This is a genomic window from uncultured Paracoccus sp. (assembly GCF_937873615.1).
GTDB lineage: Bacteria > Pseudomonadota > Alphaproteobacteria > Rhodobacterales > Rhodobacteraceae > Paracoccus.
Map to the genome: position 1 here is coordinate 1 of NZ_CALMYP010000032.1, position 25385 is coordinate 25385.

Below are 25385 nucleotides of genomic sequence, written 5' to 3' on the forward strand. Positions count from 1 at the left end.
GCGGTTTCCTGCGTGACCATGCCGATCTGGCGGCGCAGGCTTTCCTGCGTGACCTTGCGGATATCCTGCCCGTCGATCCTGACCGCGCCCTGTTCGACATCGTAAAGCCGCAACAGCAGCGCCACCAAAGTCGACTTTCCCGCGCCCGAGGCGCCGACCAGACCGACCCTTTCACCGGGCCTGATGGTCAGGTCGATATCGTAAACACCGCCCCGGCCATCCGTGCGACCATAGGAGAAGCTGACATTGTCAAAGCGAATTTCGCCATTCACCTCATGCAGGGGCAAGGCATCCGGCGCGTCGATCAGCGACGGCGTGGGGGTGAGCGTCTCCATCCCGTCCTCGATCTCGCCGATGGATCCCCAGATGCCCATCAGCGCCATGCTCATCCAGCCTGTCATCTGCGAGAGACGCAGCGCGATTGCGCCGACGGCGGCAATATCGCCTGCGGTGGCGTTGCCCTGCTGCCATTGAAGGATCGCCATACCGATCAGAATGACCGGCAGCACGCCTGCCAGGGTCATCAGCGAAAACCGGAACCATGTCGAAACGACGCCGAAATCCACCGCACGCTCGCGAAAACCGGCCATGGCCGACAGGGCGGCGCGGTCCTCATGCTCGGCATGGGCGAAAAGCTTCACGGTCTTGATATTGGTGATCGTGTCGACGACCTGCCCCGTGACCGCCGCCCTGGCCGAGGCGCGCGCCGCCGAGCGGCTGCGGATCTTCGGCAGGAAATAGCGGATCAGCCCGCCATAACATGCCAGCCAGACGATCAGCAGCACCGCACCCCAGGCGTCGATGGACAGAAGGAACGCAGCAGAGCCGATGATCGCCGCCAGCCCGAAGGCGACGATGTTCACCATCTCGCCGGCGACATCGGTGATGGCGCGCGCGGTCTGCATCTGCTTTTGCGCCAGCCGCCCGGCGAAGTCGTTGTCGAAGAAGCTGACCGACTGGCCCATGGTCCAGCGATGCAGCCGCGACAGCACCAGAGGCAGGATATTCGGACCGATGATGACATTCGACGAGGCGGTCGAAAGCCCGAGGATCAGCGGCCTGATGACCAGAAAGAACAGAACGAAGCCAAGGATCACCGGCCAGCTGTCCTGCCAGATCGTGCCGGGACTGCCGCCGGTCACGGCGTCGATCACGGAACCCAGAAGCGTGGCCGAGACGACATCCGCCGCCCCGCTGCCCACCGAGGCAAGCGTCGCAATCGACAGGCCCCGGCCCGAGCCTTTCAGCGCCCAGCCGATGAAGCGCAGCAGCGTTTGCGGGGGTGGCCCCTCGGCCGGACGGAAGGCGTCGATCTGACGGGCGAAGACGGAATGAAGGCTCATCCTGTTGGTCCGCCTGCGTCTTTCGCGGCGGCGATCAGGACGTCACGCGAAGCCGAAAAGCCCGATCCGATCCAAAGCGCTTCCGCAGCCTTCAACCCGCGCCCGAGCGCCGGGCCTTCCAGATCGGGCATAAGGTCGGCAGCACCGACGGGCAGCGGGCTGTCTGCCCCCTTGTGAACCTGCATCGGCCAATCGGCGGGCAGGTCTTCGCCGCGCGCCAGCCGGATCAGCGCGGCGTCACGGCCGAGTTCGACCCCGTAGCGAAAGCCGGCCTCGGCCGGGGAAAGCGTGCTCGCCTTGGTCAGGGCGTCCAGATGCGTGGCCTCGGATCGCGACAGGCGCAGGGGTTTCGCGGCCCCTTCGGGCAGGATCAGCGACAGGCGGCGGCGCCAGTCCGGCGCGGCCTCGGACGCCCGTTCCGCCGCCACGAGCGCGGCGAGGTCCGCCGCATCCGCATCCGGCAGGATCAGCGCCAGCACCCCGGTTTCGGCCATCAAAGCCATGGCCGGCGAAGGGTCGGGCGCGGCCAGAAGCTTGCGCATCTCGGCCCCGATCCGCTCAGCCGAGACACGCGGCAGGCCGGATTTTTCCGCCGAGATCGCCTCGATGGTGCCGGGGGCGCTCGATTGGGCATACCAGGCGAGGAAGCGGAAGAAACGCAGGATGCGCAGGTAATCCTCGCGGATGCGGGCCGTGGGATCGCCGACGAAGCGCAGCACCCGGCGGCGCAGATCGGGCCAGCCCCCGACCGGGTCCAGCACCTCGCCCGAGGCGGTCGCGTAAAGTGCGTTCATGGTGAAATCGCGCCGCGCCGCGTCCTCCTCGATCCGGTCCGAGAAGGCGACGGTGGCATTGCGGCCATCGGTTTCGACATCGCGGCGAAAGGTGGTGATCTCGAAGGGGATGCCGCCCGAGACCACGGTGACGGTGCCATGCTCGATCCCGGTCGGGATGGATTTCAACCCCGCCGCCGCCGCCAGTTCGACGACGCGTTCGGGCCGGGCATCGGTCGCGATATCGATATCGCCGATGGGCTGGCCCAGCACCGCATTGCGCACCGCGCCACCGACGATCAGCGCCCGGTGACCGCCGCTGTCCAGCATGGCCAGAACCCGGCCCAATCCCGGATCGCCCGGAAATCCGCCCGGAATCCTCATGCCGACAGCCTTTCGGCCAGTCCCATCAGGATCCGCGCCGTGGCCCCCCAGAGGTAATAGGGTCCGTAAGGCGCGACGCGGTAGGCCCGCCAGCTGTCGCGCCAGATCCGGCCTTCCAGCCGGTAATGGGCCGGGTTGGCGACATGGGCGAAAGGCAGCGTGAAGACCTCGGCCACTTCGCCCGGCTCGGCCACCGGGGTGAAGGGGCCGCGAATGACGGCGATGACCGGGGTGACGCTGAATTGGGTGACGGTGCGATGCGGCGGCAGGGTGCCGATCAGCGTGACCTGGGCCGGATCCAGCGCGATCTCCTCGTGTGCCTCGCGCAGGGCGGCGGCGATGACATCGGCATCGGTCGGGTCGAGCTTGCCGCCGGGCAGCGCGATCTGGCCCGGATGATGGCGCATCGTCGCCGCCCGCTTGGTCAGGTAAAGCCGGCCATCATCCTCGTGAAAGGCCGCCAGAACGCCGGCATCGCGCAGCGGCAGGGCTGGCGGCACAATCTCGGGATTGGTATCGAAATCAGAGCTGGGGCCGGTTTGCGCCTGCACCGCCGCCGTCAGCCGGTCGATCAGGTTCTGACCGGACGCCCCGGCCACGCCCGAAGGGGCCGCGCGCAATGGCGGCCCCTCTGCCATGGCCGGGAAAGGTCCGGCGCGCCCTGTCATTCGGCTGCCCTGGCCTCGGTCAGCGGTGTGCCATCGGCATCATGCGTCGCCTCGAACCCCAGCGAGCGCGGGTCGAGCTCGTAATGCGCGCCGCAGAACTGGCAATCCGCCGTGACCTTGCCGTCCTCGGTGGTCATATGGCCGATATCCTTCTGCGAATAGATCGAGAGCGTGCCACGCACCTTCTCCTCGCTGCAGGAGCAGCCGAATTCGACGCGCTGCGGGTCGAAGACGCGCGGCTCTTCCTCGTGGAAAAGGCGGACCAGCAGATCGGTCGGGGCGACGCTGGGGCCGACAAGCTCCATCTGCTCGACCGTGGACAGCAGATGATTGGCGCGGGTCCAATCCTCGGATTCGACGCCTTGCAGGATATCGGCGGCCTCGACCAGCCCGGCCTCGCCGCTGCCGCCTTCGCCCTGCGCGGGTTGGGCCGGCAAGGTTTGCAGCATGATGCCGCCGGCGCGCCAGCCGGCTTTCTGGCCGGGCAGGATGGATTCGCCATAGGAGAGCGCGAAACTGCTGGGCAATTGTTCCGATTGGGCGAAATAGGTGCCGGCACAGGCCGAAAGCGAGCCGCCGGCCAGCGGGGTGATGCCCTGATAGGGCTGACTGCCCGGCCCCTGGTCGATCAGGATGGCGAAATAGCCTTCGCCGATCTGGTCGAAATGCGGGGCATCGTTCAGCCTTTCGGCATCGAAACTGGCCCAGGCGCGGATGCGGGCCGGTGCGCCCTCGGACTCGGGGGCATAGTAATCGGCGGCGACAGTGCGGATGGCACCCTTGCCGCGCACCTGCAGCGACAGCTTCCAGCGCAGCTTGATCGTCGGGCCGATCAGCGCGGTCAGCAGCGCCAGTTCGGCCACCGCAGCAGCGACCGGGGCGGGATAGTCGTGGCGGGACAGGATATGTTCCAACACGCCGTCCAGCCGCACGATCCGGCCACGAATGGCGGATCGGTCAAGCTGGAACGGCAGGACCGTATCGTCCCAGGCGATCTGGTTGATCTGGGTCATGCGTTACCTTCGGATGTTTCGGCGCCGGCTTGGCGCGTGTCAGGCACCAATATAGGGCAGTCGGCGGCGATCCCAAGGGGGCACGATTCCGGGCCGGATGAGTTGGAGTGCGAAGGCCGAGATCGGAACTGTGACCATGCGTCGTCGCGAAAGCAGACCGGCTTCGAGGTCAGGGCCGGTTGGGAAAGCCGAAATGCACATAGTCCCGCTGATAGGCGGCACGCGCGGCCTGCTGCAACTCTCGGTCATTCAGGAAATCCGGCATCGGTTCCGGTTCCGGCAATTGGGCCGGGGGCTGGCCCACCGCTGTCGCCAACCAGCCCAGATCGCGTTCCAACGTGTCTTCCCGCAGCACCATATCGGGCAACAGAAAGCGCGAGAACCCGGACAGAACCTCGGTCTGGCTGGCCCAGATCGGCAGGACCGGCAGGCTGACCTGACCATTCAGGCTGCGGCGCAGAAAATCCAGAAACTCGGCAAAAATCCTGGCTTGCTCGTCGGGACCAAGCGCGAAAAGCGCCTCGTCCGGGGGCAGCGCCACGCGATTCATGTCGCGCAATTGCTGGCGCAGCGCAGCCGGGGCACCGCCGAGCAGATGGGTGAAGGCGACCCAGGCCCGCCGCAACGGGTGACGAAGCACAGTGAAGCTGCGACGGTTCGGGTGCTTGCGCAGCCAGGCACGCAGGCTGTTCTGGGTGTGATTTCCGCCAGCCTCACCGCCCACTGCCGCAAGCCAGGCCTCTACCAGATCGCTCGGCCCTCCGCGCACGGGCATGAACAGCAGGCCGCCGCCCGCCTCGGTCGTGATGAAGCTGGGAACGGCCGGACCCCGGCGCGGCTCGAATGTCGGGATGCGCGAGAGCTGGAAAGGATCGAGCCGCGCCAGATCACCGCGCATCTCGTCGAAATTGCTGACCTTCTCCGTCATTTCGCGTGGGTTCTGAGGCACCTGATCGGAGGCGGTGCCGACCTCCTCCAGATCGGTTCTGCCCAGCCAGTGCAGCAGGCCGGTCATCACCTTGCTGTCGCGCAGATCGTCATAGTTCAGCCAGTAGGCCGCTTGCCCCGAAGTCTGAAGCTCGTGCAGCACCCGGCCCTGAAACGCCTGAATCTGCGCCAATGTCTCGCGAAACGCGGCACCATCATAGGTAATGGCAGCGGGAATCGGGGTCTCGGTCTCGTTCAGCTTCCACTGGTTGGTCTGCCAGGCAAGCTCGGTCGAGACATAGCTATCGACGGGGTTGCGGGTCAGGATGATCTTGGCGCAGCGCCGATTGGCCATGATGGCATCAAAGACGCGCGGGTCGTGATCGTGGAAATAGCGGAAGCCCGACAGGTGATCCGCGCGCGAGGTGATGGCGTCGAGAAGGCGCAGGGGATCGGCCTCTCGCTCGGCCATGGTGACGCCGCGGATCTGGTCGGTGCCGTGCCAGCCCAGCATATAGGGATTGAAGGCCTCGCCGAAGCAGGTGACACGCTTGATCGCGTTCAGCGTCGCTTCCAGCAGGTTCGAGCCGGTGCGCATTTCCGCGAAGATGACGAAGCTGTTGAAGTCAGACATTCCATTCCTGCTCAGAGCGGGTGGCCGGGAAATCCCCCATCAGGCGCGGTTTCAGCCCGGCATTGCGCAATCTTTGCAGGAAACGGCCGATCTGTTCCAGATCGCGTTGCGGTGGCGGCTCGTCATAAAGCGGCCACATGCCCGAGGCAGAGTTCAGGTCGCGGACCACGCGTTGCAGGATCGCACCGGGGCGGGCGGCGAAATCCGACAGCTCCCAGATCTCGACATTCGCCTTGACCCAGACCGAACGCAGGACGCGAAGTTGCACCAGTTCGATCCGCTGCAAGCGCGCTGCGATGCGGCGAATGTCATCGAATGGCATGTCGGAATGCATCAGCGGCACCACCCATGCGCCGGTAATCACGCGGATCCTGGCATTCGGATCGGTGACCATGAACCAGTTCAACTCCTGACTGTCGCGGGGGCTGAACTGGAAGACCTGCGGCCGCTCGGAGATGCGGATGAGACTGGTGAGAAAGCCGAAAGCATCGTAATCGCGGCTTTCGGGAAAGGGCGACAGACCGCCCGGCCCGATGGCGGGCCGGCCCGCAAATTCCGCGCCTTCGGGGGCGAAGAGATGGCCATGGACATCGGCATCCACCCGCGATTGGAGCCAGTTCTCGAAGGTTGGGAACAGGTCGGTGAAGCCTTGCAGGACGGCATAGGGTTCAGCTGTCTTGCCGTTTTCACGGTCCTTCAGCGGGAACCGGCTTTGCATATACAGCCCGGGCCGACCTAGACGGCGGCGCGCGACTGTCGCGCCGATGACCCGCTCGATCCGGGCGGGGTCGGGTTCATCGCGCCTGTGGCCTGGGCCGGCATCTTCGGGGAAGCGCGCGAACAGGTCCTTCGCGCCGGGCCAGACCTTGCGCGCGACGAAGCAACGCGAACCTGCCAGAATGTCGGCATGATCGCCATAAAGGTTATAGGGCTTCCCCTGATCGTCAAAGCTCGACAGCGTCAGCGAGCGGCTTTCGATCCGCATCGAGTGCTTGCGGCAGAGGGATTGGAAATAGCTCTCGTCAGGAATCCAGGTCCAGCGGAAGAAGCGATCGAGTTGTTCGCGCTGTGGATCATCGAAGATACGGGTCAGTGTCGCCCGCGTCAGGCACCACCATTGAGAGCCGAGATGCGGGCCGATCCCCTCGGGCATCTTGCGTTTCAAACCCAACTTCCGCTGGAGCGCGACGGTCCAATCGAACAGCCGACGGTTCTTTCGCCATGAGAACGGGAAATAGAACTGGAACCGCTCGATATTCAGGCCGCCCACGGTCCAACCCACGTCGCGGGCGCTGACGCTTTCGATGAAATCCACCTCGGGATGGCGGCCAAGATAGTCGCAAAGCTCCGGAATCGGGCGCAGCGGCAGACAACTGCCGGACGCAACGAAGACATGGCTGACATCATCGAAGCGGTCCAGCAGCGTGCGGGCCGCAGCCCGCGTCGCTTCGACCATCGAAAACATGCCCCAATCGCATTTTTGCCGGTCGACCCAAACGATATCGCCCAGATCGGCCAGCTTGTCGCGCATGGCCTGATAATCCGCTTCGGCGGTGCGCCGGTCGACATGGATCGCGACTGCGGCGCCGCCCTCGTGCCAGGTGCGCACCATGTCGGCAGCGACCTGCAATTCGTCGTGACAAAGGAAAGCGACGCCGATCCGGACCACGCCGCTCATGCCCAGTTCCCCTGCGAGATCAGGCCCAACTCCTGCAACTGCCGCCAATCCTCATAGCAGCGCGATTCTTCGGTCCAGAGGATCATGTCGTCCTCCATTCCGGCTGAATAGGCACGGTATTCCTGGCTGTCGGCGTAGTGCTCGCCCCGGACCATCTCTTCGCTCGATTTCTCGATGAAGGTGGACAGGAACTTGGCATGAAGCAGGACACCGGAAATCCTTTCGCCGCCCTCCTCGTCATAGACGATGTTCAAGGCACGCGGCAGCGCCATATGGGTCGAGGAGATATAGGCATAATGACGGCGCCACCGAACCAGCGGAATCTTGTTCAGCGCCGGCGCAAGCTTCGGATCGCGGGCAAAGAAGCTGCGCGCGCGCGGGCCGCCCTGTATCCACAGATTGCCATATTGGCCATTCTTGTGGATCATGTAATTCGCCGGATCGAACCAGCAGGCGATCTCCATCGGGTTCATGCCCGGACGATAGGGCTGATCGCCGATCCGACCTTCGGGATAGACATCCAGCAGCATCGCCGAAAACGATCTGATCCGCGAGGTATCCATCCATTGCGTCAGCGCCTTCAGGGGCCGCGTATCGCAATGCGGATAGACCAGGAATTCATCGGGATCCACCGTCAGGCACCAGTTGCCGGTGCCATAGCGGAACAGCAGCCAGTTCAGCCAATCCATGCCAAAGCGCGAGGCCTTGTAGCTGCCTTTCGCCTGCCAGAGCGACACATCCTCTTGCTGCAACAGGTATTCACGGCTGCCATCGTCCGAGCCGTTATCGACGATCAGGAAATGGTCGATGCCCATGTCGCGATAGTAACTGAGGAAAAACGGCAACCGGACCCGCTCATTCCTCAAGGTGACGAAACACAGATTCGCGTTCTTCGTGGGCTTTGCCAGCCGGACATTCACCGGCACGACCCCACGACGACGCCGGATCGCGCGGCCAAGATACCATTGCCGCGTCGCCCGCAATTTGAGGGCATTCCAACTTGACCGAATTCCCAAACGCACCAGTGACGATCAGACCTTTATTAAATCTGCATTCTATTCAGCCGCCCCGCCCCCAACCGGATGACCGAGCAACCGGATGATACGCTTGCAATGACTATCCCAGGTTGCAATCTTCGGACCAGTCATACGGATAGGTCGGCTCTGCGCAAGGGCTGCGATATGTGTGGCCCAATCTTCGACAGCCTCAGGCTGCAGATATGTCGCATAATCGCCCAGAATTTCGCGCGCGGCAGGCAGTGGCGTGCACAGAACCGGAACGCCGCGCCCCGCCGCCTCGGTCAGGGGCAGGCCGTAGCCTTCGGCATGGGAGGGCATGAGCAGGCCATGCGCACGCTCCATCAGCGCAGCGACGGCGGCATCTGGCAGGCCGGCGCGTTCGATCACCGGGCTGTCTTCGGGCAGGCGATCAAGGCGGGCGAAGACCTGTTCATTGTTCCAGCCGCGCCGGCCAAGGATGAAAAGCCGGGGCATACCGGCTTCGGGCAGTCGCCGGGCGAGGGCTTCCCACGCGTCCAGCAGCAGGGCGTGGTTCTTGCGCGGCTCGATGGTGCCGAGGCTCAGGAAGAACGGGCGAGACAGGTCGAAGTCCGTAGGGATTGCGCCGGGATCGGCGGGGGTCAGCACGGTGCCGATATGGGCGGTGACGATGGGCGCGCGATGGGTCACGCCAAGCCGCCCGCGCCAAAGCTCGATCTGCGCCGCCGTCGCGTCAGAGATGGCGACGACCTGATCGGCCAGCGACATCGCGGTCATGAAGCGGGTGCGGAACCTCTCGGACTGGCCGTCGCGGGTGTATTCGGGGTGATCGAGCGGGATGGTGTCATGGATCATCACCACCCGTCGAAATCCTTTGAGGCCGGCCAGAAGCCGGCGATCCAGATTGGCATGGCCGACATTCAGATAGGCGGCGCCTTCGGGCAGGTGTCGACGCGCGACCTCGGCCAGACCGGTGCCAGAGCGCCCGGCACTGGCGATGGCCATGCGGCGCAAGTCGGTCATGGCGCAGGCGACCGGACCGGATCGGCGGGCCAGCCTTTCGCGCCAGCCGGGCCTGGCCGGCAGACCGGCCATGTCGCCCTCGATCCAGCGCAGGATGGCAGGGCCGGCTTCGGGCGGCAGCAGAAGCTGGCCACGGCTGACCCGGCAGAGAAGCAGGTGTTCGCGGGGCGCGAGATGGGACAGCCAGGCCGCCTCGACCCGATCGATTCCGGTCAGCGGGCCGGTGCCGATGCGCGACACCAGTCGCGAGACATCGAGGAGGATCGCGGGATCAGCGCTCATACCCGCCGTTCTGATGCCAGCGCCAGGCGTCGCGGATCATCTGCGGCATGGTGGAACGTGCCGGAGTCCAGCCCAGCACAGCGCCTGCCCGGGCGCTGCCCGAGACCAGCTTGACCGCATCCCCCGCCCGGCGCGGCCCGTCCTGCATGGGCACGGCGCGGTTGGTCACACTGCCAGCAGCGGCCACGACCTCGCGCACCGAAAAGCCGGTGCCGGTGCCAAGGCAGAAGACTTCCGCCCCGCCCGTGGTCGGACCTTTCCCGGCCAAGAGCCAGTCCAGCCCCTGCACATGGGCGTCAGCCAGGTCCATGACATGAACATAGTCGCGGATGCAGGTGCCGTCTTCGGTCGGGTAATCGGTGCCGTGGATGGTCAGCGCCGCGCGCTTGCCGTCGATGGCGTCGAGGATCAGCGGCACCAGATGCGTCTCGGGCTGGTGGAATTCGCCCACCTCGCCATCGGGATCGGCGCCGGCAACGTTGAAATAGCGGAAGATCACGCTGTTCAGCCCGTCCGAGGCACCGAAATCCTTCAGCATGTCCTCGATGGCGCGCTTACTGGCGCCATAAGCGTTGAGCGGCATCTGATCGCTGTCTTCGTCCAGCACCACCCCGTCCTGATCGCCATAAGTGGCACAGGTCGAGGAGAAGACGAAATCGCGCACGCCCGCCGCCAGCGTCGCCTCGATCAGCTCCAGCGAGGCACCGACATTGCCGCGCCAGTATTTGCCGGGCTGCGACATCGCCTCGCCGACCTGGCTGAGGGCGGCGAAATGCATCACCGCCACCGGCTTGTAGCGGGCGAAGACCTGATCCAGCCGCGCGCGGTCGGTCAGGCAGCCTTCTTCGAGCGGGCCGAATTTCACCGCATCGCGCCAGCCGGTGATCAGGCTGTCATAGGTGACCGGCAGATAGCCGGCCAGTTTCAGCGCCTTGCAGGCATGTGAGCCGATATAACCGGCGCCACCAGTCACCAGAACTGCCCGGGTCATTACTCAGCCGCGCGCTGCAACGAGAGGATCTCTTGCAGATATTCCAGAAACTCATCGCGCAGCTCATCACGTTCCAGCCCGAAGGCGACGGTGGCCTGCAGGAAGCCGGCCTTGGAACCGCAATCGTAACGCTGGCCCCGGAAACGCAATCCGAAGACATCGCGACCCTCGACGATCTCGTCGGCGATGGCATCGGTCAGCTGGATTTCGCCGCCAGCACCCTCGCGCAGCTTGTTGAGGTTGTTCAGCACCGTCGGCGCCAGGATATAGCGCCCGATCACCGCGAGGTTCGATGGCGGGTTTTCCTTCGGCTTCTCGACCAGGCCCTTGGCCTTGACGATGGCGCCCATATCCTCGGCCACGTCGAGCACACCGTAGGATTTCGTCTTTTCCATCGGCACCTCCATGGTCGCAACCATGGTGCCGCCGGTTTCGGCATGGGCTTCGATCATCTGCTGAAGGCAGGGCGGCTCGCCCATGATGACGTCATCGGTCAGAATGACGGCGACGGGTTCGTCATTGGGCACCAGCCGGCGCGCGCACCAGACCGCGTGGCCGAGGCCCATGGCCTTGTGCTGGCGCACATAGGCGATGGCGCCGGAATCCATGTTGGTGGCCCGCAGGATGTCCAGCAGATCGGACTTGCCGCCGCGCTTGAGATTGGCCTCCAACTCATGCGCGTGATCGAAGTAATCTTCCAGCGCACCCTTGCCGCGAGAGGTCACGAAGATGAATTCTTCGATACCAGCCGCGCGTGCCTCGTCGATGGCGTATTGAATCAGTGGCCGGTCAACAAGGGTCATGATCTCTTTCGGGATCGACTTGGTGGCGGGCAGAAAACGGGTGCCAAGCCCGGCAACCGGGAATATGGCTTTCGTTACTTTGCGGCTCATATTGTGAGTCCTTGTCTAGCGGTTCACCGCTAATAGTTTCTTCTTACGCCAGTTCCACCTGTCAGAGCAAGCGTTGGGCGCCAACGCAGGACAACGCGCTTCGGTTCCGACGGGCCTTCGCCAACCCCGTTTCCCGGGCGAATCTGTCACCTGCGCGCCACGATTTCACGGGCGGATCGCCGGGCTCCGAAGGTCCCCAAAGCCCGCCTGTCTGTTCGAACCAGCCACCGGGGTGATAGCATATCCGGTGCGGCAGGATGCTGGGCGTAAGAAGGATGATCGTGACCATCCGCCCGCCTCGGATCGCGTCGCGCGCCGTCTCGCGAAGGGCCGCACCCTGCCAGTGCCATCCGGTCAGGACGATGTGCTCTGCCGGGGCGGTTGGCAGCGGCAGGAAATCCGGCGGGTGATCGCGGCGGATGTCCGGCACTGACGGCAGCACAGCGGCCCTGCCCTCTGACAGACCGGCCTGCAATGTCGACATCACCCCTCCGATGTGCATCGGGTCCATCTCTCCATCCAGCATGTGCCTGATCAGCCGCCGCCTGGTCCGACGGGCAAGCGCATCCGCCGGCGCAGCACCCCCATGCCGACGCGCAAAAAGGACAGCGGAACGACCGATGGCCGCAAGGTCCTGCGGCACCGAACCGGCATCGCGTTGCAGGCTGCCGGCGCGGGCATGGATCACCTGTGCCTTAGGGACGATGGCGGTCAGCGCCTCCGGCCAAGCGCGAGCCATGCGCATGTTCACATCCGATTCGTCCAGATGATAGGCGAAGATCGGGTCAAAGCCGCCGATGTCGCGCAGGGCATCGGCGCGAAAGGCGCAATTGGTGCCGAGCGTGCTGACCGGCGCGCCGCCTTCGGGGGGAAGCAGGACGGTATCTTCGGCACTCATGTCGATGCCGACGGGCAGGCCGGCGGCAGTCATGCGCGCGGCACGACTTTGCCAGCGAAACCCGTCGCGGTCGCGGGTCCAGCCGGTCGCGGCAATGACCTTCGGGTTCGAGAAAGGTTCGGTCAGGCGCGACAGCCAGGTCGGTTCGGCAATGGAATCGTCGTCGATGAAGGCGATGATCTCGCCCGCCGCCTGGGCGATGCCGAGATTGCGCGCCTCGGAAATATTGGCGCTTTCGAAACGGACAGGCTTGATCGGCATGTCTGCCGCTTGCGCAAGGCCGGCACCATCTGCGACCAGAACCATCTCCATCTCTGGGTGGTCCTGCCGCATCAGCGCCGAGAGGCAAAGCTTCAGGTGCTCGGGCCGCCCGCGCGAGACGATGATCACGCTGGTGGCCGGCGTGCTCACGCCTCGCCCATCTCCGCCAGCATGGATTCGATGCGCGGGATGTCCTCGGGGTTGTTCAACTCCCAGAACTGGCGGCCACGGGCCTCGACCTCGACGCAGAGGATGCGGCGGCCATTTTCGAGGAAGCGCAACTGCTCCAGCCCTTCGAGCTTTTCAAGGGTGCCCTCGGGCCAGGTCGGATAAGCGGCAAGGACTGCCGGGCGATAGGCATAGACGCCGACATGGTGAAAGACCGGGGTGATCTCGTCGGGGCCGAAATCGCGCCCGGCAAAGGGGATCACTTCCTTGGAGAAATAGAGCCCCTGTCGCGCGGCCCCGAAGACCGCCGTGGTGCCGCCGACACGTCCGGCGGCGCGGTCGGCCAGCAGGTCGGCGCGCATCCGGCCCGAGGTCTGCAGGACCGGCGTGGCCAGATCGGCGTCGCGGTCGGCGCGCAGCCCGGCAACCAGATCCTCGATGAACCAGGCTGGGGTCAACGGCGCGTCGCCCTGCAGGTTCACCACGATCTCGGGCGAGATGCCCATATTGGCGATGGCCTCGGCACAGCGTTCGGTGCCGTTGCGACAGGCGGGCGAGGTCATCACCACCTCGGCCCCGAAGCCTTCGGCGGCCTCGCGGATGCGGTCGTCATCGGTGGCGACGACGACCCGGTCGATGCCGGCCACGCCCTGGGCGGCACGCCAGCTGCGTTCGATCAGCGAGGCGGATTTGCCGGTCGCGCCCCTCAGCATGGCCAGCGGCTTGCCGGGATAGCGGGTTGAGGCAAAGCGTGCAGGGATGACGATAACGACCGACATCAATCGGCATCTCGTGCCAGCAGGACACCGGGCGCAAAGGCGATGAAGAACGGGTTCTCGAAACCGGGCTTGCCATAGCCGAGCGGGCTGTGATCGTCGAAGCGCACCACCTCGCCGCCGGCACCGCGCAGCACCGCGTCGCCTGCCGCCGTGTCCCATTCCATGGTCCGGCCAAGGCGCGGATAAAGATCCGCCTCGCCGGTCGCCACCAGGCAGAATTTCAGCGAGGACCCCGCCGAGGTCATGTCGCGGGTCTTGTAGCGCCCGATATATTCGTCGGTCGCCGCGTCACGATGCGATTTTGATGCCACCACCATCAGCCCGCGATTGTCGGGCATCGGGTTGACGCCGATTGGATGGATCTCGCCGGGATCGGCACCGAAGGGGCCGGTCTCCTCGACCGAGCGGCCATCGGCGGTGGTATAGAACAGCCGCCCCTTGGCCGGGGCATAGACGACACCGCGCAGCGGCACGCCGTCCTCGACATAGGCGATATTGACGGTGAAATCGCCGCGTCGCTGGACGAATTCCTTGGTCCCGTCCAGCGGATCGACGATCAGGAAGGTGCGGACATTCTGGCCGTGAGTCTCGGCCTGTTCCTCGGTCACAAGCGCCATCTCCGGGAAGGCCGCGCGCAGGCCGGCCGAGATCAGCGCATCGGCGGCCTCGTCAGCCTCGGTCACCGGCGAGGCGTCGGATTTCGAACGGACCTCGAAATCTTCGGCGCCATAGACCTCCATGATCCTGTCGCCGGCATCCAGTGCCAGTAGTCGCATGACGGTGGTGAGCTTGTCGAAATCCATGTTGTCACCTTACGTATCTGTTCACCATAAATCGCCTGCTTTGTTGTGCCGGCGGGTTTCGCCATTTATGATGCGGGCGTGTGATCAGGGCAAGTCGCGCTGGCAACGGAAAGATACGGTCAAGGGCATGTTCCAACAGCGGCATACCACGAACATTTTTTTCGCCGGGCTGACCACGGTTGCACTGATCTATCACATGACGGTCTACAGGCTGCGCAAGGGCGATCGCAACGCCATCATCGGGCTGCTGATGACAATTCTGCGCGGGATGCTTCTGGTGGCGATGTTCTTCCTGTTTTTCTACGTGCTGAAGGTCCGCAGCTCGCCGATCCGGGGGAACTTCATCGTCTATATCATGACCGGCGTGTTCATGTTCATGACCCATAACAAGGGTATACAGGCGGTGCTGTCTTCCGAAAGCGCGGTTTCGGCCTTGATGAAGCACACGCCCATGAACACCGCCATCGCAATGAGCGCTTCGGCACTGGCAGCGCTTTATCAACAGTTTCTGGCCTGTATCGTGCTGCTGATCTTCGCCAATACCTTCATCGAACCGTTGAACATCGAACATATCTATCCCTGCATCGGTCTTTTCGTGCTGGCCTGGTTCTCGGGTTGCAGCATCGGGCTGGTCTTCCGCGCCGTCGAACCCTGGGCGCCGAAGGCGGTGCGCATGATCAGCCAGATCTACATGCGGCTGAACATGTTCACCTCGGGCAAGATGTTCGTGGCCAATGCGCTGCCCACGGCAATGCTGACGATGTTCAGCTGGAACCCGCTGTTTCACATCATCGACCAGACCCGCGGCTTCGCCTTCGTGAACTACACGCCGCATAATTCCAGCCTGATGTATCCGATCTATTTCTCGCTCGCATTCGTCATGATCGGGCTGATGGGTGAGTTCGTGACTCGTAACCGCATGTCGCTCAGCTGGAATGCGGGACGCTAGGGCAGAGGTTGCGAGAATGGCGCGCGACGCCGCGCAGCAGTTCTTGCAGCCCGAAAAACGCCTTCCTATATAGCGACACAGGGTCGGCCATGGGGCCGACAGCTCAGACAATTGGGATCAGGTCTTCGGGAGCCGGAACCGGGCCCGTAGACCGCTGAAATCGCCGGAAGAGAGGTTTGAACATGTCAAAAGTTATCGGGATCGACCTGGGCACGACCAATAGCTGTATCGCGATCATGGACGGCAGCCAGCCGAAAGTGGTCGAGAACAGCGAAGGTGCGCGCACCACGCCGTCGATCGTCGCGTTCAAGGATAATGAACGTCTTGTCGGGCAGGCAGCCAAGCGCCAGGCCGTGACCAACCCGTCCAACACCATTTTCGCGGTCAAGCGGCTGATCGGGCGCCGCCTCACCGACCCCGAGGTCGAGAAGGACCGCAAGCTCGTTCCCTATGACATTGTCGATGGCGGCAATGGCGATGCCTGGGTCGAGGCGCAGGGCGAGAATTATTCGCCGTCGCAGATCAGCGCCATGATCCTCGGCAAGATGAAGGAAACCGCCGAGAGCTATCTGGGCGAGGAAGTGACGCAGGCCGTCATCACCGTCCCGGCCTATTTCAACGACGCGCAGCGTCAGGCCACCAAGGATGCCGGCAAGATCGCCGGTCTCGAAGTCCTGCGCATCATCAACGAGCCGACCGCGGCTGCCCTGGCTTACGGCCTGGACAAGAAGGACACCAAGACCATCGCGGTCTATGACCTCGGCGGCGGTACCTTCGATATCACCATCCTGGAAATCGACGACGGGCTGTTCGAGGTGAAATCGACCAACGGGGACACGTTCCTCGGCGGCGAGGATTTCGACATGCGCATCGTGAACTACCTCGCCGAGGAGTTCAAAAAGGAACATGGTGTCGACCTGACCAAGGACAAGATGGCCCTTCAGCGCCTGAAAGAGGCGGCGGAAAAGGCCAAGATCGAGCTCAGCTCGGCCAGCCAGACCGAGATCAACCAGCCGTTCATCTCGATGGACAAGGATACCGGCACGCCGCTGCACATGGTCGTCAAGCTGACCCGCGCCAAGCTGGACAGCCTGGTCGGCGAGCTGGTCAAGCGGACCATGAAGCCCTGTCAGGACGCGCTGAAGGATGCCGGTGTCTCCAAATCGGATATCGACGAGGTGATTCTGGTCGGCGGCCAGACCCGGATGCCGCTGGTGATCGAGGAAGTGACCAAGTTCTTCGGCAAGGAACCGCACAAGGGCGTGAACCCCGACGAGGTCGTGGCGCTTGGCGCGGCGATTCAGGGCGGCGTGCTGCAGGGCGACGTCAAGGACGTGGTGCTGCTCGACGTGACGCCGCTGTCGCTGGGGATTGAAACCCTCGGCGGTGTCTTCACCCGCCTGATCGACCGCAACACCACCATCCCGACCAAGAAAAGCCAGGTCTTCTCGACCGCCGAGGACAACCAGAACGCGGTGACGATCCGGGTCTTCCAGGGCGAACGCGAGATGGCAGCCGACAACAAGATGCTGGGCCAGTTCAACCTGGAGAACATCCCGCCCGCCCCGCGCGGCATGCCCCAGATCGAGGTGACCTTCGACATCGACGCCAATGGCATCGTCAATGTCAGTGCCAAGGACAAGGGCACCGGCAAGGAGCAGAAGATCACCATCCAGGCCTCGGGCGGTCTCTCGGACGAGGATATCGAGCGCATGGTCAAGGACGCCGAGGCGAATGCCGACGCCGACAAGACCCGCCGCGAGTTGGTCGAGGTGCGGAACCAGGCCGAAAGCCTGATCCATACCACCAGGAAGTCGCTGGAAGAACATGGCGACAAGGTCGACGGCTCGACCGTGGAAGCGATCGAACTGGCCATTGGCGCGCTGGAAGAGGCGCTGAAGTCGGAAGATGCCGGCAAGATCAAGGGCGGCATCCAGAACGTCATGGACGCCTCGATGAAGCTGGGCGAGGCGATCTACAAGGCGCAATCCGACGAGGGCGAGGCCGCTGCAGCCGCCGATGCGCCTCGTGACGTGGATGACGATATCGTCGATGCCGATTTCGAAGATCTCGGCGATGACAAGCGCAAGTAAGCGCAACTGACTGGCGGGGCCGGTCCGGGTGAGATCAACCGGGCCGGCCCTTGCGTGAGAGGCACCAGATGGCGAAACCCTGTTATTACGAGACGCTCGGCCTGGCCAAGGGGGCCAATGGTGACGAGATCAAGAAGGCCTACCGGCAGAAGGCCAAGGAACTGCACCCCGACAGGAACGGCTCCGACCCGACCTCCGAGGCGAGGTTCAAGGAAGTCAACGAAGCCTATGAATGCCTGAAGGACCCGCAGAAGAAGGCGGCCTATGACCGCTTTGGTCATGGTGCCTTTGAAAACGGCGGCGGCGGCGGCTTCGGGCGCGGTGGAAATGGCGATTTCGGTGCAGCCTTCGCCGATGTGTTCGAAGACCTGTTCGGCGATTTCATGGGCGGTCGCGGGGCCGCCGGCGCCGGGCGCAGCCGTGCCGCGCGCGGCCAGGACCTGCGCTATAACCTCTCGGTGACGCTGGAAGAGGCCTTTCTTGGCGTCCAGAAGACGATCAACGTGCCGAGTTCCGTCACCTGCAAGGAATGCGAAGGCACCGGCGCAGAAGGTGCTGTCGAACCGGTGACCTGCCCGACCTGTTCGGGCATGGGCAAGGTCCGTGCCAGCCAGGGCTTCTTCACCGTCGAACGCACCTGTCCGACCTGCAACGGCGCCGGCCAGATGGTCAAGAACCCCTGCACCGCCTGCCACGGTCAGGGCCGCGTCGAGACCCGGCGCGCGCTGCAGGTGAACATCCCCGCAGGCGTCGAGACCGGCACCCGCATCCGCCTTGCGGGCGAGGGCGAGGCCGGCTTGCGCGGCGGCCCGGCGGGCGATCTCTATATCTTCGTGAATGTCAGCGAGCATTCGATCTTCCTGCGCGACGGCAAGACGCTGGCCTGTCAGGTGCCGGTCGGCATGACCATCGCCGCGCTCGGCGGCGAGGTCGAGGTGCCGACCATCGACGGCGGCCGCTCGCGGGTGAAGGTGCCGGCGGGCAGTCAGACCGGCCGCCAGATGCGCCTGCGCGGCAAGGGGATGCCACCCCTGCGGCACGGCAATGGCATGGGTGCCGATACCGGCGACATGCTGATCGAGCTGGTCGTGGAGACCCCGGTGAACCTCACCCCGCACCAGAAGGAACTGCTGCGCGAATTCAGTGAGATCAAGGCAAACAACTCGCCGCAATCGGCGGGGTTCTTCGACAAGGTGAAGAATTTCTGGGACGGGATGACCGGGACCTAAACGCCCGCAGGTCAGTTTTTTCAGCGCCGGCACGCCCTTTGTGCGACCGTCTTGCCTGTCTGTGACCTGAGCTCCGTTGAAATCCCGGACCCTTTTGCATCGTGGGGGAATCCGGTTGCGGCGGGCGCTGGATCACCTGCAAGAACGCGCCGCGAAGCGGACACCACCTGCGCTATGTCGCCCAGACGATCCAGGGAATCAGCCCTCTGCCCTCAAGATCGCGGCAAGCCCGCTTCGATAGTCGGGATAGCGCAGCCGATAACCCAGCACCTGCTTCATGCGCGCATTGCCGACGCGCTTGGAACCGGAATAGAAGCTGCGCGCCATCGGCGTCATCTCGGCTGTGGCGAAATCCTCGGCCTCGGGCGGGGGCAGGCCGAGCATCCCGGCGGCGGCGGCGATGACCTCCTCGGGCGGGGCCGGATCGTCGTCGCAGAGGTTGTAAAGATGCGGGCCGGCGGTGGCGGGCAGATCGGCGGCCAGCGAGGCCAGCACGGCACCGGCAATATCCTCGACATGGATACGCGAGAAGACCTGTCCGGGTTTCACGATCCGGCGCGCGGTGCCGTTGCGCAGCTTGGCGAAGGGACCGCGACCCGGCCCGTAGATCCCGGCCAGCCGGAAGATCGAGAGCGGCCAGCCGGCGCGGGCCGACAGGTCCGCCCAGGCTTCCTCGGCCCGCAGCCGCGCGCGGGCACGGGCCATGCCGGGATCGGGCGGCGTGCATTCATCGACCCAGCCGCCGCCGTGATCGCCATAGACATTGGTCGACGAAAGATAGCCGACCCAGCGAGGGCGCGCCTGCAGAAGCGCCGGGCCGAAACGGGCGATGACCGGATCGGCGGGGCCCTCGGCCAAGGGGCCGGCACAGTCGGGGGCGATGCTGACAAGGATGGCATCGGCGCGGGCGATGGCTTCGGTGATGCGGTCCTCGTCGCCGTTATCGTCACCGGACCAGATCAGCGGCGCGGCGCCGGCTGCGACCAGCCGGTCCGGGTCGCTGCGGGTGGTGCCGGTGACCTGCCAGCCCTCGGCCAGCAGCCGGGGCGTCAGGGCGGCGGCGCTATAGCCATGGCCGAAGATCAGCATCTGCCTGGGTGTCGCTGTCGTCATCAAGCGGTCAGCCTTTCATCTCGTCCAGCACCTCGGCGGCGATGCGGAAGGAATTGCGCCGCGCCTCGGGGTCGTGGATCTGGCCGGTCAGGATCAGTTCGTCCGGCCGATAGCGTGCGATCAGTTGCGACAACCCTTCGCGAACCGTGGCCGGGCTGCCGACGGCGCTGATGCGCAAGGCTTCGCCGACCATGCGTTGCAGCGGCGGGGTAATCTCGGCCAGATCGCGCGTGGGTTTCGGCAGCTTGCCGGGCTTGCCGCTGCGCAGCCGGGCGAAGGCAAGCTGCTGGCTGGATTGCAGAAACCGCGCTTCGTCATCGGTTTCCGCCGCGATTACGTTCACGGCCAGCATGAAATGCGGCCCGCTTTCGGCATCGGCGCGACCGGCAGGCTGGAAACGCTCGCGGTAAAGCGGCAGCGCCTCATCCAGCGCCCCCGGCGCGAAATGCGAGGCGAAGGCGTAAGGCAAGCCCAGCATCGCCGCCAGTTGCGCCCCGTAAAGCGAGGATCCCAGCATCCAGACCGGCACATGCGTCCCCTGCCCCGGATGGGCGATCACCGGCGCATCGGGTGCGGCCTCGCCGAGATAGGAGATCAACTCCAGCACGTCATGGGGGAAATTCTCGGCCATGTCGGGCGATTTGCGCAGCGCCCGGAACACCGCGCCATCGCCGCCCGGCGCGCGGCCCAGACCGAGGTCGATGCGCGCGCCATGGATGGTGGCCAGCGTCCCGAACTGCTCGGCAATCGAAAGCGGCGAATGGTTGGGCAGCATGACACCGCCCGCGCCAACCCTGATGCGGCTGGTATGGGCGGCGATATGGCCAATCATGACCGAGGTCGCGGCGGATGCGATGCCGATCATGTTGTGATGCTCGGCCAGCCAATAGCGGTGATAATTCAGCCCGTCGGCCATCTGCGCCAGCGCCACGCTGGCGGAAATCGCCTGCTCCGTGGTGCTGCCTTCGGGGACAGGGGCAAGATCGAGGATGGAATAGCGCATGACAATTTCCTTTCGGCCATGATCTAGGCATTCGGCGGCCGTCTTGCCAGTGTCGCGCGCGGCTGGCACTCTCGCTCAAACAAGAGGCCATTCATGAACGACAAGATCCTGCCGCTCGAAACCCCCGCACCGGTCGAGCGCGAATATTTCACCGATCCCGCCGCCGCCGTGGACCGGTTGTGCGCGCTATACGACCGCGCGGCGGCGTTTCTGACCGAGCATTTCCTGGCGACACTGGGCGGAGAGGCACCCGCCGCCCGCTATCGCGCCTTCTATCCCGAGGTGCGGCTGACCACCACCAGCCACAGCAAGACCGATTCGCGCCTGTCCTTCGGCCATGTCACCACCCCCGGCAGCTATGTCGCGACGATCACCCGGCCCGACCTGTTCCGCAACTACCTGACCGAGCAGCTTGGCCTGCTGATCCGGAACCACGATACGCCCGTCGCCGTCGGCTACAGCGAGACGCCTATGCCGGTGCATTTCGCCGTCGCAACCCGCACCGATCTGAACGTGCCGCAGGAAGGCGTGCTGAATTTCAGCCTGCGCGATGTCTTCGACGTGCCGGACCTGAACACCGTCAACGACGATATCGTCAATGGCGTGGCCGTCCCCCATGCCGACGGGGCCGAGGATCTGGCCCCCTTCACCGCGCAGCGCGTCGATTACTCGCTGGCGCGGCTGGCGCATTACACCGCGACCGATCCGAAGCATTTCCAGAATTTCGTGCTGTTCACGAACTACCAGTTCTATGTCGATGAGTTCGAGGCCTTTGCCCGCGTGGCGCTTGGCGATCCGGCTTCGGGCTATACGGAATTCGTGGCCCCCGGCAATCAGGTCATCGACAACCCGGATGGCGAGATCGTGCCACTGGCCAAGCTGCCGCAGATGCCGACCTATCACCTGAAGCGTCCCGGCAATCAGGGCGTCACGCTGGTGAATATCGGTGTCGGCCCCTCCAACGCCAAGACCGCGACCGACCATATCGCGGTGCTGCGCCCCCATGCCTGGCTGATGGTCGGCCATTGCGCGGGGCTGCGCAATTCGCAGTCGCTCGGCGACTTCGTGCTGGCTCATGCCTATCTGCGCGAGGATCATGTGCTGGACGACGACCTGCCGGTCTGGGTGCCGATCCCGGCTTTGGCCGAGGTGCAGGTGGCGCTACAGGAAGCCGTGGCCGAGGTCACCAAGCTGGAAGGCTACGAGCTGAAGCGCATCATGCGCACCGGCACCGTCGCCACCATCGACAACCGCAACTGGGAGCTGCGCGACCAGTCCGGCCCGATCCACCGCCTGTCGCTGTCGCGCGCCATCGCGCTCGACATGGAAAGCGCCACCATCGCCGCCAACGGGTTCCGCTTCCGGGTGCCCTATGGCACGCTGCTTTGTGTCTCGGACAAGCCGCTGCACGGGGAATTGAAGCTGCCCGGCATGGCCACCGATTTCTATCGCACCCAGGTCGCCAGCCACCTGCTGATCGGCGTTCGCGCGATGGAGAAGCTGCGCGACATGCCGCTGGAACGCATCCATTCGCGCAAGCTGCGCTCCTTCAGCGAGACCGCATTCCTTTAGGCAAAATACCGCAAGTTGACGCTGCGTTACACGTTAAGAATTGGCGAAAAACGCCGTTTCTTGGCCCTTGCCGCCCGAGGATTGAGAAAAACGGTTGAAATATCCCGCGAAACCTTGTGTAGCAGATGGCATGCCGCGACCAGCGGCACTGAACTTTCCCCAATTTCGGGGCAACGAGGAGACAGATAATGGCTCAAGCCGCAAAGCCCATGACCAAGACCCAACTCGTCGCCACTCTGGCCGACGAAATGGGCAGCGACAAGAAAACCGCTGCTGCCGCTCTGGACGCGATCGCCGCCGTGGTGACCCGCGAAGTTGCCAGCGGTGGTGCGGTCACGCTGCCGGGCATTGGCAAGGTTGCCTGCCGTGCACGCCCCGAGCGTATGGTCCGCAATCCGCAGACCCAGGAAATGATGTCCAAGCCCGCCGACAAGCAGGTCAAGGTGACCGTTGCCAAGGCGCTGAAAGACAGCGTTAACGCCTGATCCGAAGCCCGACAGGGGGGCCAAGGACACAAGAACGAACTGGCCGCCTTCGGGGCGGCCTTTTTCATGCGCGGGCCGAGGCCGGCAGGGGCTGGCGCTGCCCCGGTCGCCGGCCTAAGCTCGGCCGGTTCGGACAGGGTGCGGCATGGATCTCAAATCAATCGGCATGGGGCTGGCCTTCGCCTTCATGTGGGCCTCGGCCTTCACTTCGACGCGGGTCATCGTGGTCGCAGCACCGCCCCTGACCGCGCTTGTCATCCGCTTCACGCTGTCGGCCATGATCGGGGTGCTGCTGGCGCGCGCCATGGGCCAGACATGGAAGCTCAGCCGCAACGAATGGCGGGTGCTGATCATCTTCGGCGTGATGCAGAACGCGCTTTACCTTGGGCTGAACTGGATCGCCATGCGCACCATCGAGGCCTCGGCCGCTGCCATCATCGCCTCGATGATGCCGCTCTTGGTGGCCTTTCTGGGCTGGGTCTGGCTGGGCGAGAGGCTGAGGCCGATGGCCATCGCGGGGCTGATCCTCGGGGTGCTCGGCGTGGCCATGGTCATGGGGGTGCGGCTGCAACACGGGCTGGACCCTTACGGTGCGATACTGGCGCTGATCGGCGTCGTTGCGCTGACGCTGGCGACGCTGGTGGCGCGCGGCGCGGGCGGCAGCCGCAACATGATGATGATCGTCGCGCTGCAAATGGCCGTGGGCGCCGTCGTGCTGGCCGTGCCCGCGGCGCTGACCGAATGGGGCCAGCCCATCGACTGGAGCTGGCGCCTGGGTATAGCCTTTCTCTATACCGTGCTGGCGCCGGGCATCGCCGCGACCTTCATCTGGTTCCTGCTGGTCGGGCGCATCGGCGCCATTCGCGCCGCCACGTTCCACTTCCTGTCGCCGATCTTCGGCGTCACCATCGCCGCGATCTTTCTGGGCGAGCGCTTCGGTTTCAGCGACGTGATCGGCGCCGGCATCGTGGCGGCGGGCATCCTGATGGTGCAGATGGCCCGCCTGCCGGTCGATGGAATCAGCGTTCGGCCACCAGCCGCACCGCATCGCGATCCTGACAGCGCGCGACCCAATCCTTGATCGCCGGGGTCGCCGGAAGCTGATCGCCGAACCAGGCGAAGGGGCCGGCGCAGAGCAGATCGGCGGCGCTGAATTCGTCGCCCAGCAGATAGGGCTGCTTCGACAGCACCCCGTCCAGCGTCTGCATCGCGGTGTCGTAATCGCGGAACGAGGCCATGATCGCCGGATGGCTGAGACCGGTCCAGCTGAGGATCGCCACCGGCTCGAACACGCCCTGATACCAGGTCAGCCAGGACAGATAGCGCCCGCGCTGCGGATCGCCGACCGAACGACCCAACCCGGCCTTGGGAAAGCGGTCGGTCAGATAGAGCATGATCGCCGCGCGCTCGCGCACGAAATCATCGCCATCGGTCAGATAGGGAACCTTGCCCTCGGGATGCGGGTTCTTCGGGTCGCGCCCGCCCGATCCGTCCTGCCGGGGAATGGTCACGATCTCCGTCTTCACCTGATCGGCCACACCCAGTTCATGCAGCAATTGCATGACCGAGGTCGAGCGGGAATTCGGGGCGTGATAGAAGGTCAGCATCATGGACTCCTGTTTGTCGATGAGGCAGTTATGGGCCAGGGCTCCTGACAGAATGTGACAGCATGGCACGCACCGACCGGCTGATGAGATTGATGGACGCGCTGCGCCGCCTGCCGCCGCCGGTCACAGCCACCCGGCTGGCCGCGGAAACCGGCGTCAGCCCGCGCCAGCTTTACCGCGACATCGCCACATTGCGCGCCGGCGGTGCCCTGATCGACGGCGAGGCCGGGCTGGGTTACCGCCTGACCGAGGACCCCGCGCTTCCCCCGCAAAGCTTCTCGCGATTGGAGATCGAGGCGCTCAGGCTGGCCGTCGACGCCCTGCCCCGCGTCGGCGATCCGGACCTGATCGCGGCGGCGCGCAATGCGCTGGCACGGATCGTCGCCACCCTGCCCGAGCGTCAGGCGATGCAGGCCACCCATGTCGCGCTGCGCAGCTTCACCCCGCCGACCGCCCGCCCCCTGCCGACGGTGGACATGGAGATGATCCGCAATGCCTGCTGGGACGAGGACGAGATCCGCCTGACCTATCGCGACCTGAACGAGCGCATCACCGAACGCGAGATCCGCCCGCTCGGCATGTCCTATTCGGAGAACGCGCTGCTGCTTCTGGGCTGGTGCAAGCTGCGCGAAGGTTTCCGCATGTTCCACTGCAACCGCATCATCAGCGCCGAACTGACCGGGCAGAGCTTCCGCCCCCGGCGCGTGGCGCTGCTGCGCGACTATGTCGAGCAGATGCGCAACCGACCCGAGATCTGCGACGAATCGCGCCATGCCCTGACCGTGCTGACCGGCACCGACCAAATGCGGCGATGAGCC

The 25385-nt window shown here is 64.8% G+C and carries 23 protein-coding genes; 7 read left to right on the plus strand and 16 right to left on the minus strand.

Annotation, left to right across the window (positions count from 1 at the left end):
• The 13 genes from Q0330_RS08530 to cysQ form a co-directional block, all read right to left on the minus strand.
• Positions 1 to 1343: ABC transporter ATP-binding protein (locus Q0330_RS08530; RefSeq protein WP_299477306.1), on the minus strand; the 1343-nt coding region annotated here is incomplete at its 3' end.
• Entirely contained in the window at positions 1340 to 2500 is a 1161-nt protein-coding gene (locus Q0330_RS08535; RefSeq protein ID WP_299477309.1) for a CCA tRNA nucleotidyltransferase, read from the minus strand. The genes Q0330_RS08530 and Q0330_RS08535, both read right to left, overlap by 4 nt.
• On the minus strand, positions 2497 to 3168 hold the full coding sequence (locus Q0330_RS08540; RefSeq protein ID WP_299477312.1) for a CoA pyrophosphatase: 672 nt from the start codon (positions 3166 to 3168) through the stop codon (positions 2497 to 2499). The genes Q0330_RS08535 and Q0330_RS08540 overlap by 4 nt, the downstream gene beginning before the upstream one ends.
• Positions 3165 to 4181, minus strand: coding sequence for an Hsp33 family molecular chaperone HslO (locus Q0330_RS08545; protein WP_299477315.1), 1017 nt, complete (start codon positions 4179 to 4181; stop codon positions 3165 to 3167). Before Q0330_RS08545 ends, Q0330_RS08540 begins: the two co-directional genes overlap by 4 nt.
• A 169-nt stretch (positions 4182 to 4350) precedes the next feature.
• Positions 4351 to 5742, minus strand: a complete 1392-nt coding sequence (locus tag Q0330_RS08550) for a hypothetical protein (RefSeq protein ID WP_299477318.1) — start codon at positions 5740 to 5742, stop codon at positions 4351 to 4353.
• Complete coding sequence (locus tag Q0330_RS08555) at positions 5735 to 7420, minus strand: beta-1,6-N-acetylglucosaminyltransferase (protein WP_299477321.1); 1686 nt, start codon at positions 7418 to 7420, stop codon at positions 5735 to 5737. Before Q0330_RS08555 ends, Q0330_RS08550 begins: the two co-directional genes overlap by 8 nt.
• On the minus strand, positions 7417 to 8403 hold the full coding sequence (locus Q0330_RS08560; protein ID WP_299477324.1) for a glycosyltransferase family 2 protein: 987 nt from the start codon (positions 8401 to 8403) through the stop codon (positions 7417 to 7419). Before Q0330_RS08560 ends, Q0330_RS08555 begins: the two co-directional genes overlap by 4 nt.
• A 72-nt stretch (positions 8404 to 8475) precedes the next feature.
• Positions 8476 to 9723, minus strand: coding sequence for a glycosyltransferase family 1 protein (locus Q0330_RS08565; RefSeq protein ID WP_299477327.1), 1248 nt, complete (start codon positions 9721 to 9723; stop codon positions 8476 to 8478).
• On the minus strand, positions 9713 to 10714 hold the full coding sequence (gene galE, locus Q0330_RS08570) for a UDP-glucose 4-epimerase GalE (protein ID WP_299477331.1): 1002 nt from the start codon (positions 10712 to 10714) through the stop codon (positions 9713 to 9715). The genes Q0330_RS08565 and galE overlap by 11 nt, the downstream gene beginning before the upstream one ends.
• Entirely contained in the window at positions 10714 to 11607 is an 894-nt protein-coding gene (locus Q0330_RS08575; RefSeq protein ID WP_299477334.1) for a UTP--glucose-1-phosphate uridylyltransferase, read from the minus strand. The genes galE and Q0330_RS08575 overlap by 1 nt, the downstream gene beginning before the upstream one ends.
• Positions 11608 to 11668: 61 nt before the next feature.
• Positions 11669 to 12916 (minus strand): glycosyltransferase family A protein, encoded by a 1248-nt coding sequence (locus Q0330_RS08580; RefSeq protein WP_299477337.1) that lies wholly within the window; start codon positions 12914 to 12916, stop codon positions 11669 to 11671.
• Positions 12913 to 13713, minus strand: coding sequence for a manno-octulosonate cytidylyltransferase (locus tag Q0330_RS08585; RefSeq protein ID WP_299477340.1), 801 nt, complete (start codon positions 13711 to 13713; stop codon positions 12913 to 12915). The genes Q0330_RS08580 and Q0330_RS08585 overlap by 4 nt, the downstream gene beginning before the upstream one ends.
• Positions 13713 to 14516 carry a 3'(2'),5'-bisphosphate nucleotidase CysQ gene (gene cysQ / locus Q0330_RS08590; protein ID WP_299477343.1) on the minus strand — a complete coding sequence of 268 codons (804 nt, stop codon included), beginning with the start codon at positions 14514 to 14516 and terminating at the stop codon, positions 13713 to 13715. Before cysQ ends, Q0330_RS08585 begins: the two co-directional genes overlap by 1 nt.
• Before the next feature lie 70 nt (positions 14517 to 14586).
• Here cysQ and Q0330_RS08595 point away from each other — a divergent pair, with 70 nt between their 5' ends.
• The 3 genes from Q0330_RS08595 (at position 14587) to dnaJ (ending at position 18787) form a co-directional block, all read left to right on the plus strand.
• Positions 14587 to 15465, plus strand: a complete 879-nt coding sequence (locus Q0330_RS08595; RefSeq protein WP_299477346.1) for an ABC transporter — start codon at positions 14587 to 14589, stop codon at positions 15463 to 15465.
• 182 nt (positions 15466 to 15647) lie between these two features.
• The gene (dnaK, locus tag Q0330_RS08600) at positions 15648 to 17558 is read left to right on the plus strand and encodes a molecular chaperone DnaK (RefSeq protein WP_299477349.1); all 1911 of its coding nucleotides are present in this window, start codon (positions 15648 to 15650) and stop codon (positions 17556 to 17558) included.
• Positions 17559 to 17626: 68 nt separating this feature from the next.
• Positions 17627 to 18787, plus strand: coding sequence for a molecular chaperone DnaJ (gene dnaJ, locus Q0330_RS08605; protein ID WP_299477352.1), 1161 nt, complete (start codon positions 17627 to 17629; stop codon positions 18785 to 18787).
• Between the two features lie 198 nt (positions 18788 to 18985).
• Here dnaJ and Q0330_RS08610 read toward each other — a convergent pair whose 3' ends face one another.
• Together Q0330_RS08610 and Q0330_RS08615 are read right to left on the minus strand one after the other, a co-directional pair.
• Entirely contained in the window at positions 18986 to 19900 is a 915-nt protein-coding gene (locus tag Q0330_RS08610) for an SDR family oxidoreductase (protein WP_299477355.1), read from the minus strand.
• Between the two features lie 7 nt (positions 19901 to 19907).
• Complete coding sequence (locus Q0330_RS08615) at positions 19908 to 20903, minus strand: LLM class flavin-dependent oxidoreductase (RefSeq protein WP_299477358.1); 996 nt, start codon at positions 20901 to 20903, stop codon at positions 19908 to 19910.
• Positions 20904 to 20996: 93 nt separating this feature from the next.
• Here Q0330_RS08615 and Q0330_RS08620 point away from each other — a divergent pair, with 93 nt between their 5' ends.
• The 3 genes from Q0330_RS08620 (at position 20997) to Q0330_RS08630 (ending at position 24041) form a co-directional block, all read left to right on the plus strand.
• A complete protein-coding gene (locus Q0330_RS08620; protein WP_299477361.1) occupies positions 20997 to 22475 on the plus strand; it encodes an AMP nucleosidase in 1479 nt (492 codons plus the stop codon).
• 188 nt (positions 22476 to 22663) lie between these two features.
• Entirely contained in the window at positions 22664 to 22960 is a 297-nt protein-coding gene (locus tag Q0330_RS08625) for an HU family DNA-binding protein (RefSeq protein ID WP_299477364.1), read from the plus strand.
• A gap of 145 nt (positions 22961 to 23105) precedes the next feature.
• Entirely contained in the window at positions 23106 to 24041 is a 936-nt protein-coding gene (locus Q0330_RS08630) for a DMT family transporter (RefSeq protein ID WP_299477367.1), read from the plus strand.
• On the opposite strand, the gene Q0330_RS08635 is transcribed toward Q0330_RS08630, so the two are convergent.
• Positions 23980 to 24570: a glutathione S-transferase family protein gene (locus Q0330_RS08635; RefSeq protein ID WP_366518323.1), complete on the minus strand. Its 591-nt coding sequence runs from the start codon at positions 24568 to 24570 to the stop codon at positions 23980 to 23982. The genes Q0330_RS08630 and Q0330_RS08635 overlap by 62 nt on opposite strands.
• 59 nt (positions 24571 to 24629) lie before the next feature.
• On the opposite strand from Q0330_RS08635, the gene Q0330_RS08640 reads away from it, so the two are divergent.
• Positions 24630 to 25382: a YafY family protein gene (locus tag Q0330_RS08640; RefSeq protein ID WP_299477370.1), complete on the plus strand. Its 753-nt coding sequence runs from the start codon at positions 24630 to 24632 to the stop codon at positions 25380 to 25382.
• Positions 25383 to 25385: the final 3 nt, after the last annotated feature.

What these genes read in the sequence shown, in the direction of transcription:
- Q0330_RS08535 (WP_299477309.1), bottom strand. Translation starts at nt 2,500, where the DNA reads ATGAGGATTCCGGGCGGATTTCCGGGCGATCCGGGATTGGGCCGGGTT.
- Q0330_RS08540 (WP_299477312.1), bottom strand. Translation starts at nt 3,168, where the DNA reads ATGACAGGGCGCGCCGGACCTTTCCCGGCCATGGCAGAGGGGCCGCCA.
- Q0330_RS08545 (WP_299477315.1), bottom strand. Translation starts at nt 4,181, where the DNA reads ATGACCCAGATCAACCAGATCGCCTGGGACGATACGGTCCTGCCGTTC.
- Q0330_RS08550 (WP_299477318.1), bottom strand. Translation starts at nt 5,742, where the DNA reads ATGTCTGACTTCAACAGCTTCGTCATCTTCGCGGAAATGCGCACCGGC.
- Q0330_RS08555 (WP_299477321.1), bottom strand. Translation starts at nt 7,420, where the DNA reads ATGAGCGGCGTGGTCCGGATCGGCGTCGCTTTCCTTTGTCACGACGAA.
- Q0330_RS08565 (WP_299477327.1), bottom strand. Translation starts at nt 9,723, where the DNA reads ATGAGCGCTGATCCCGCGATCCTCCTCGATGTCTCGCGACTGGTGTCG.
- galE (WP_299477331.1), bottom strand. Translation starts at nt 10,714, where the DNA reads ATGACCCGGGCAGTTCTGGTGACTGGTGGCGCCGGTTATATCGGCTCA.
- Q0330_RS08575 (WP_299477334.1), bottom strand. Translation starts at nt 11,607, where the DNA reads ATGAGCCGCAAAGTAACGAAAGCCATATTCCCGGTTGCCGGGCTTGGC.
- Q0330_RS08585 (WP_299477340.1), bottom strand. Translation starts at nt 13,713, where the DNA reads ATGTCGGTCGTTATCGTCATCCCTGCACGCTTTGCCTCAACCCGCTAT.
- cysQ (WP_299477343.1), bottom strand. Translation starts at nt 14,516, where the DNA reads ATGGATTTCGACAAGCTCACCACCGTCATGCGACTACTGGCACTGGAT.
- Q0330_RS08595 (WP_299477346.1), top strand. Translation starts at nt 14,587, where the DNA reads ATGCGGGCGTGTGATCAGGGCAAGTCGCGCTGGCAACGGAAAGATACG.
- dnaK (WP_299477349.1), top strand. Translation starts at nt 15,648, where the DNA reads ATGTCAAAAGTTATCGGGATCGACCTGGGCACGACCAATAGCTGTATC.
- dnaJ (WP_299477352.1), top strand. Translation starts at nt 17,627, where the DNA reads ATGGCGAAACCCTGTTATTACGAGACGCTCGGCCTGGCCAAGGGGGCC.
- Q0330_RS08610 (WP_299477355.1), bottom strand. Translation starts at nt 19,900, where the DNA reads ATGACGACAGCGACACCCAGGCAGATGCTGATCTTCGGCCATGGCTAT.
- Q0330_RS08615 (WP_299477358.1), bottom strand. Translation starts at nt 20,903, where the DNA reads ATGCGCTATTCCATCCTCGATCTTGCCCCTGTCCCCGAAGGCAGCACC.
- Q0330_RS08620 (WP_299477361.1), top strand. Translation starts at nt 20,997, where the DNA reads ATGAACGACAAGATCCTGCCGCTCGAAACCCCCGCACCGGTCGAGCGC.
- Q0330_RS08625 (WP_299477364.1), top strand. Translation starts at nt 22,664, where the DNA reads ATGGCTCAAGCCGCAAAGCCCATGACCAAGACCCAACTCGTCGCCACT.
- Q0330_RS08630 (WP_299477367.1), top strand. Translation starts at nt 23,106, where the DNA reads ATGGATCTCAAATCAATCGGCATGGGGCTGGCCTTCGCCTTCATGTGG.
- Q0330_RS08635 (WP_366518323.1), bottom strand. Translation starts at nt 24,570, where the DNA reads ATGATGCTGACCTTCTATCACGCCCCGAATTCCCGCTCGACCTCGGTC.
- Q0330_RS08640 (WP_299477370.1), top strand. Translation starts at nt 24,630, where the DNA reads ATGGCACGCACCGACCGGCTGATGAGATTGATGGACGCGCTGCGCCGC.